Genomic DNA, 7,553 nt, shown 5'->3' with positions numbered 1-7,553 from the left:
TCCGGCACGCCGTCAACAGGTTTTAACACACTGCCTAACCTGCCTGCGCCGCGAAAACCCCCTGCCATCCAGGGCCTCCCGCTTCCCCGTGCCCCGCTGGGCGGAACACGAAAGAGCGGAATTCTAGTCGCCGCTATCAGGACTTGCAAGCAATATTTTGACAAGCGTATTAACGGTGCTTGAAAACCGGTTTGCGCTTCTCCACGAATGCGGCCATTCCCTCCTTCTGATCTTCGGTAGCGAAGAGCGAATGGAACAGGCGACGCTCGAAATGCACGCCCTCCGCGAGCGTCGTTTCATAGGCGCGGTTGACCGACTCCTTGACCATCATCACTGCCGGTAACGGGAATTCGGCAATAGTCGCGGCTGCAGCGACCGCTTCGTCAAGCAGCGACGCGGCCGGAATCACGCGCGAAACCAGTCCGGCACGCTCGGCCTCGGCTGCGTCCATAAAACGGGCCGTCAAGCAGAGATCCATCGCCTTTGCTTTCGACACCGCGCGCGGCAATCGCTGCGTGCCGCCCGCGCCCGGCATGATGCCGAGCTTGATTTCCGGCTGACCGAACTTCGCCGTGTCGGCAGCAAAAATGATGTCGCACATCATCGCGAGCTCGCAGCCGCCGCCTAGCGCGAAGCCCGCCACCGCAGCAATGATCGGCTTACGGATCGAACGCACCGCTTCCCAGTTGCGCGTGATGTAGTCGCCTTTGTAGACGTCCATATAGGTATAGGTCGCCATCATGCCGATGTCGGCCCCCGCCGCGAACGCCTTCTCGCTACCGGTCACGACAATCGCGCCGATCGCCTCATCGGCATCGAACTCGCGCAACGCGGTGCCCAGTTCGTCCATCAACGCATCGTTTAGCGCGTTCAGTGCCTTCGGACGATTCAATGTGATCAACCCGACCCGTCCTCGCGCCTCAACCAGAATGTTTTCGTAAGCCATGCCGCCTCCAGAGGGTTAATTTGCACGCGAAAAACGCTTCGCGCGGCTCTCTTAATAATGCTACCATTCACAAACCAACCGGTCGGTCAATTATTCGACGGGTTTTCCCCCAACGTATAGCCAAGCCCTCCCTGCCATGAAACATCCGCTATTTGCAAAGCACGAAGACACGCTGCACAAGGCGCTCGCCGCACTCGAAACGCGTGGCTACTGGAGCCCGTTCGTCGAGATTCCCAGTCCGAAAGTGTACGGGGAAACAGCGAACGCGGACAGCGAAGCCGCGTTCAAAGCGCTGCTCAATACGACTTTCGCGCTGGACCAGCCGTCGACCGGAGAAACGGTCGGCGCCGAAGTCTCACCGTTTGGTTTTCCGCTAGGCATGCGTTATCCCAAAGCCACCCCGGACGCGTTGATCGCAGTGGCCGCCGCTGCGCAGCGCGACTGGCGCACGGCCGGCCCGCAAGCGTGGGTCGGCGTATGCCTCGAAATCCTCGCGCGCCTGAATCGCGCCAGCTTCGAGATTGGCTATAGCGTGATGCACACCACCGGCCAGGCGTTCATGATGGCGTTTCAGGCCGGCGGCCCGCATGCGCAGGATCGCGCGCTCGAAGCCGTGGCTTACGCATGGGACCAGTTGCGCCGCGTTCCCGCCGACGCGCACTGGGAAAAACCGCAAGGCAAGAACCCGCCGCTCGCCATGCACAAGCGCTATACCGTCGTGCCGCGCGGCACCGGTCTCGTGCTGGGGTGCTGCACATTCCCGACCTGGAACGGCTACCCGGGCCTTTTCGCCGATCTGGCCACCGGCAACACCGTCATCGTCAAGCCGCATCCGGGCGCGATTCTGCCGCTCGCATTGACCGTGCGCATCGCGCGTGAGGTTTTGCGCGAGGCAGGCTTCGATCCGAACGTTGTCACACTGCTTGCCACTGACCCGAACGACGGCTCCCTCGTCCAGAACCTCGCCCTGCGTCCGGAAATCAAGCTGATCGACTTCACCGGCAGCACCCAGAACGGCACCTGGCTCGAGCGCAACGCGCATCAGGCTCAGGTCTACACCGAAAAAGCCGGCGTCAACCAGATCGTGATCGACTCGGTCGACGACATCAAGGCCGCCGCGCGCAACATCGCCTTTTCTCTCGCGCTGTACTCGGGCCAGATGTGCACCGCGCCGCAAAACATCTATGTGCCGCGCAACGGCATCCGCACGGCCGACGGCGCGCTCGGTTTCGACGACGTCGCCCAGGCGCTTGCCGGCGCCGTGCAAAAGCTCGTTGCCGACCCTGCCCGTGCTGTCGAACTGCTCGGATCGATCCAGAACGATGGCGTCGCGCAGCGCATTGACGAAGCCGCGAAACTCGGCCGCATTCTCGTCGAGAGCCAGACGCTCGAGCATCCGTCCTTCCCGGGCGCTCGCGTGCGTACCCCGCTCGTGCTGCAACTCGACGCCGCGACCGACCACGCGCAGTTCACCCGTGAATGGTTCGGACCGATCTCGTTCGTGATCGCAACGGATTCGACCGCGCAGTCGCTCGATCTCGCCGGTGCCATCGCCGCCGAACACGGCGCACTGACACTATCGGTCTACAGCACGGACGCAGCCGTACTCGACCGCGCACACGAAGCGTCGATTCGTGGCGGCGTCGCGCTCTCGATCAATCTGACCGGTGGCGTGTTCGTCAATCAATCCGCGGCCTTCTCCGATTTCCACGGCACCGGCGCCAACCCGGCCGCCAATGCCGCGCTGGCCGATGCGGCGTTTGTCGCCAATCGCTTTCGCGTCGTTCAAAGCCGTGCCCATGTTGAACCGAAAACGGCGCCGGCGGTAGCTGGCTGAATGGCGTAGGACAACGCACGATTCCTATGCCTTCTGGCCGAATGGACCGGGTCGCGCGCGCTCACTAACATGAGACAGCAGGCCGACATTGCGCGCCGCCGCATTGCCCGGCTCTCGCTAACCGCGTGCTGTGCCCATCGGTCAATGAGATTTCGAGGAGATACCCAATGTCATATGAAGCGATCCGGCTGGACGTCGACACATCGAGCCGCGTAGCCACCATTACGCTGAACCGCCCGGACAAGCTCAACAGCTTTACGCGCGCGATGCATCGGGAACTGAGCGACGCGCTCGATCGGGTCGCAACGTCAGGCGCCCGGGCGCTCGTGCTGACCGGGGCGGGCCGCGGCTTCTGCGCCGGCCAGGATCTCGCCGATCTCGACTTCACGCCAGGCGCCATGACCGACCTGGGCGACCTGATCGACGAACATTTCAACCCGTTGATTCGCCGTCTGCAGGCGTTGCCGATTCCGGTCGTCGCGGCGGTCAACGGCACAGCCGCCGGCGCGGGTGCCAACCTCGCGCTCGCCTGCGACCTCGTGCTCGCGGCGCGCTCCGCGAGCTTCATCCAGGCGTTCGTGAAGATCGGCCTCGTGCCCGACTCGGGCGGTACATGGTTTCTGCCGCAGCGCGTCGGCATGGCACGCGCGTTGGGGCTCGCTCTCACCAGCGACAAACTCGGCGCCGAGAAAGCCGAGAGCTGGGGCTTGATCTGGCAAGCGGTCGACGACGCGGATCTCGCCAGCACCGCGGCGAAACTCGCGTCGCAGCTCGCTCAGCAACCGACGCGCGCAATCGCCGCAATCAAACAGGCCATGCGAGCAAGCACGACGCAAACGCTCGACCAGCAGCTCGACCTCGAACGCGATCTGCAACGCGAACTCGGCGCCTCGCACGATTACGCGGAAGGTGTGCAGGCGTTCATCGAAAAGCGCGCGCCGCGCTTCGAGGGGCGCTGACATGACCGCTCATCAAACCCGCCGCCCCGACCAGATGACACCCGACGAACTTGCCCGCGCGACCGCCGCCGCGATGTACGAGAACGATGCCTGCAGCCGCGCGCTCGGGCTCGAAATTCTCGAAGTCCGTCCAGGCTATGCGCGGCTGCGCATGGCCATACGCGACGATTTCTTGAACGGCCATCAGATCTGCCATGGCGGCCTGATCTTCACACTTGCCGATTCGACGTTCGCGTTCGCCTGCAACACGTACAACATCAATACGGTCGCGGCTGGCTGCTCGATCGAGTTTCTGCGGCCGGTGTACGGCGGCGACGCGCTAGTGGCGGAAGCGGTCGAGCAGACACTGAGCGGGCGCACCGGTATCTACGACATCCGCGTGACGAATCGAGCCGGCGAAACCGTCGCGATGTTTCGCGGCAAGTCGGCGCAAATCAAAGGCAATCTGATTCCGACCGGCGACTAGACAAGCACACGAACCGCAGGCCCAGGCAGTACCTCAGGCGACGCCCTCCCAAAGACAACAGATCGCCGCGGATTTCTGGCGCGCAAGCGCGCCGCACATCAGACTCAGGCATTGAGGCAGCAAGGAGACATTCGATGACCACCGCTCTTCCGATCGATCCGATCGAGACCGCCAGCCGCGACGAACTCGTCGCGCTTCAACTTGAACGGCTCAAATGGTCGCTGAACCATGCGTACGAGAACTCGCCGGTCTATCGGCGCAAGTTCGACGAAGCCGGTGTTCATCCGGGCGAAGTGACATCCCTCGCTGACCTCGCCCGCTTTCCGTTCACGACGAAGCAGGATCTGCGCGACAGCTATCCGTTCGGGATGTTCGCCGTGCCGCAGGAGCGGATTTCGCGCATCCACGCGTCGTCGGGCACGACGGGCAAGCCGACCGTGGTGGGCTATACCGCGCGCGACATCGATACATGGGCCAATCTCGTCGCACGATCGATCCGCGCCGCCGGCGCGAAGCGCGGAGACAAAGTACACATAAGCTACGGCTATGGCCTTTTCACAGGCGGCCTCGGCGCGCACTACGGCGCCGAGCGCGCCGGGCTCACCGTGATCCCGTTCGGCGGCGGTCAAACCGAGAAACAGGTGCAGTTGATCCAGGACTTCCGGCCCGACATCATCATGGTGACACCGAGCTACATGCTCTCGATTGCGGACGAACTCGAACGTCAGGGCATCGATCCGGCCAACTGCTCGCTGCGCCTCGGCATCTTCGGCGCGGAACCGTGGACCAACGACATGCGCCAGGCCATCGAAAAACGCATGGGCATCGACGCGGTCGATATTTACGGGCTGTCCGAAGTGATGGGCCCGGGCGTCGCGTCGGAGTGCGTCGAAACCAAAGACGGCCCGACCATCTGGGAAGATCATTTCTACCCGGAAATTATCGATCCCGAAACCGGCGCAGTGCTGCCCGACGGCGAACTCGGCGAACTCGTGTTTACCTCGCTCACGAAGGAAGCGCTGCCGATCATCCGCTATCGCACGCGCGATCTCACGCGCCTGCTGCCGGGCAGCGCACGCACGATGCGGCGCATGGAGAAGATCACCGGCCGCTCTGACGACATGATGATCGTGCGCGGCGTGAACGTATTCCCGACGCAAATCGAAGAACTGCTGCTCCGCCAGCACGCGCTCGCGCCGCACTACCAGATCGTGCTCACGAAGGAAGGTCCGCTCGACGTATTGACGCTGAATGTCGAGCCGTGCCCGGAAAGCGCGCCAGACACCACCGCGCTAACCACAGCGAAAAACGCGCTCGCTTATGACATCAAGGCCTTGATCGGCGTCAGCGCGGTAGTGAATGTGCTTGCCGTGAACGGGATCGAGCGTTCGGTCGGCAAGGCACGGCGCGTAGTGGATAAACGCAAAGCGGGGCTTTGATCCCTGCGCGGGGCGAGGACCGCTCGCGCCACCTCACGAATTCGGCAGCAACAGCCACATCCGGCCGCCCTGCTTCATCTTGCCGGCCAGATCGCCTGCGTCGTCGCCGAGCCCCCAGAAGTAATCGGCGCGCACGCCGCCCTTGATCGCGCTGCCCGTGTCCTGTGCGAACACGAGGCGGTTCATCGGCGAGTTCGTGAGCGGACGCGTGGTTTGCAGAAACACGGGCGTACCCAACGGAATCGCGCTCGGATCCACCGCGATCGAGCGCTCCGGCGTCAACGGCACGCCGAGCGCGCCGATCGGACCATCGGCACCGCCGCTCGGCGCGCTTTCCGCAGACGGCATCTCGCGGAAAAACACGAAGCGCGGGTTCGTATCGAGCAAGGCCTCGACGCGCGTCGGGTTCGCGCGCGCCCATGCCTTGATGCCCTGCATCGTCGCCTGCGCCGGCGTGACCTCGCCATGATCGAGCAGCCAACGCCCGATCGACTTGTACGGCTGGTTGTTAGTGCCGCCGAAACCGACGCGCATCACGCTGCCGTCTTCCATCACGACACGTCCGGAGCCCTGCACCTGCAGGAAGAATGCTTCGATCGGGTCGTCGACCCAGACAAGCTCATTGCCGTTGAGCACGCCCGAGCGCTCGAGCTGCGCGCGCGCCGGCAACGGCGCGCCCGCGCGATAGCCGGCGGGCCAGCGGTACAGTGCGGTCTGATACACGCCGTGCCGCGTGCGCGAACCGCGCAGCAAGGGCTCGTAATAGCCGGTGACGAGACCGTCGAGCGTGCCGTCGTTATTGGCGAGCTGGAACGGCGTGAAATAGGCTTCGAAGAAAGCCCGCGCGCTCGTGACGTCGAGGTCGTCGATCTGCGAGGCGGCCGCGCATGCACGGGACCAGCTCGGCTGACGTGCGAGCCGCACGCAGTTTTGCCGCAACGCGGCGGTCGCGCCGATCAGCGAGTCATCCTGCCAGCCCGGCACCTGCTGCCACGCGACCGCGGTCAATCGCGCCGAAGCAATCTGACCGGGAATGATCGCCGCACCGCTCGGCGGCGATGGCCGGATCGCGCCGCCGCCACCGCAGGACGCGAGCAATACCGCGACTGAAAGCGCACCGAGCCAGGCGCCGGCGCGGCGGACAAAACGCATACAATGTTCGTTCTTGATGGAAACCGCCATGTCTGATCTGTTCGACGAATACCCGATGCTCATCTTCGCGCTGGAATCGCTTGTCGCGCTTTTCCTGCTCATCTTTATCGTTGTATGGACGTCGTCCGGCAAAAAGAAAACGACGCGCGCCAGGTCAGCGGAACAACCCAAGCAGCAAAAACCGCAGTGACGCGCAGTAACCGTCGTGGGGTTATCCAGCCGGCCGCGCGCTGAAGCACGCATCGGCCACTCGCCTGCCGCCGGTCACAACGCCTCACCCGCTTCACTCTTCATCCCGCCACGCACGCCACTTCGCGCCCGCACGAAGTCAGTAAAGACAGCGCGCCTTGGCAGCGGTTCAATGCAAGGTACGCGGCATGCGCAACACGAACTCCGGCACGGGCGCATCGAAGCGCTCGCCGTCCTCGGCCACGCAGAAGTAATCTCCGCGCATGGTGCCGACCGGCGTCGCGATAACGGCCCAACTCGTGTACTCGAAATGCTCGCCCGGCTTGAGCAACGGCTGATGGCCGACCACGCCCAAGCCTTTGACTTCCTGCACGGTGTTGTCGCTGTCGGTAATCACCCAATGACGCGCGATCAGTTGCGCGGGTACCTGGCCGGTATTACGGATAGTCAGCGTGTAGGCAAATGCGTACTGGCGGCGCTCCGGGTCGGATTCTTCGGGCAGGTATTGCACCTGCGCCGAGACGCTGAATTCATACTGGCTCATCCTGATTCCGGTCTGATAAAC

General features: G+C 63.7%; 8 protein-coding genes. 5 read left to right on the top strand and 3 right to left on the bottom strand.

Annotated elements, in window-relative coordinates; all coding sequences use genetic code 11:
- Positions 1–169 precede the first annotated feature (169 nt).
- Positions 170–946 (bottom strand): enoyl-CoA hydratase, encoded by a 777-nt coding sequence (locus F3J20_RS18795; protein ID WP_167045854.1) that lies wholly within the window; start codon positions 944–946, stop codon positions 170–172.
- A 136-nt stretch (positions 947–1,082) separates the two neighbouring features.
- Here F3J20_RS18795 and paaN point away from each other — a divergent pair, with 136 nt between their 5' ends.
- The 4 genes from paaN to paaK all read left to right on the top strand — a co-directional run bounded on the left by paaN (position 1,083) and on the right by paaK (position 5,647).
- On the top strand, positions 1,083–2,783 hold the full coding sequence (gene paaN, locus F3J20_RS18790) for a phenylacetic acid degradation protein PaaN (protein ID WP_167284174.1): 1,701 nt from the start codon (positions 1,083–1,085) through the stop codon (positions 2,781–2,783).
- Between the two features lie 167 nt (positions 2,784–2,950).
- On the top strand, positions 2,951–3,742 hold the full coding sequence (gene paaG, locus F3J20_RS18785) for a 2-(1,2-epoxy-1,2-dihydrophenyl)acetyl-CoA isomerase PaaG (protein WP_167284173.1): 792 nt from the start codon (positions 2,951–2,953) through the stop codon (positions 3,740–3,742).
- Between the two features lies 1 nt (position 3,743).
- Positions 3,744–4,208: a hydroxyphenylacetyl-CoA thioesterase PaaI gene (gene paaI / locus F3J20_RS18780; RefSeq protein WP_167045845.1), complete on the top strand. Its 465-nt coding sequence runs from the start codon at positions 3,744–3,746 to the stop codon at positions 4,206–4,208.
- A gap of 134 nt (positions 4,209–4,342) precedes the next feature.
- The gene (gene paaK / locus F3J20_RS18775; RefSeq protein ID WP_167284172.1) at positions 4,343–5,647 is read left to right on the top strand and encodes a phenylacetate--CoA ligase PaaK; all 1,305 of its coding nucleotides are present in this window, start codon (positions 4,343–4,345) and stop codon (positions 5,645–5,647) included.
- A 33-nt stretch (positions 5,648–5,680) separates the two neighbouring features.
- Here paaK and F3J20_RS18770 read toward each other — a convergent pair whose 3' ends face one another.
- On the bottom strand, positions 5,681–6,799 hold the full coding sequence (locus F3J20_RS18770; RefSeq protein ID WP_167045826.1) for an MltA domain-containing protein: 1,119 nt from the start codon (positions 6,797–6,799) through the stop codon (positions 5,681–5,683).
- A gap of 28 nt (positions 6,800–6,827) precedes the next feature.
- Between F3J20_RS18770 and F3J20_RS18765 the strand changes: the two genes are divergently transcribed.
- Positions 6,828–6,989, top strand: coding sequence for a hypothetical protein (locus F3J20_RS18765; protein WP_167045823.1), 162 nt, complete (start codon positions 6,828–6,830; stop codon positions 6,987–6,989).
- A gap of 168 nt (positions 6,990–7,157) precedes the next feature.
- Here the strand turns inward: F3J20_RS18765 and apaG are convergent, their stop codons facing one another.
- Positions 7,158–7,532 (bottom strand): Co2+/Mg2+ efflux protein ApaG, encoded by a 375-nt coding sequence (apaG, locus tag F3J20_RS18760; RefSeq protein WP_167045820.1) that lies wholly within the window; start codon positions 7,530–7,532, stop codon positions 7,158–7,160.
- Positions 7,533–7,553 lie beyond the last annotated feature (21 nt).

The organism is Paraburkholderia sp. Cy-641 (genome assembly GCF_011752945.1).
Lineage (GTDB): Bacteria > Pseudomonadota > Gammaproteobacteria > Burkholderiales > Burkholderiaceae > Paraburkholderia.
The sequence above is the reverse complement of the archived record's forward strand: the minus strand, read 5'-3'. Positions and strand labels throughout refer to the sequence as shown.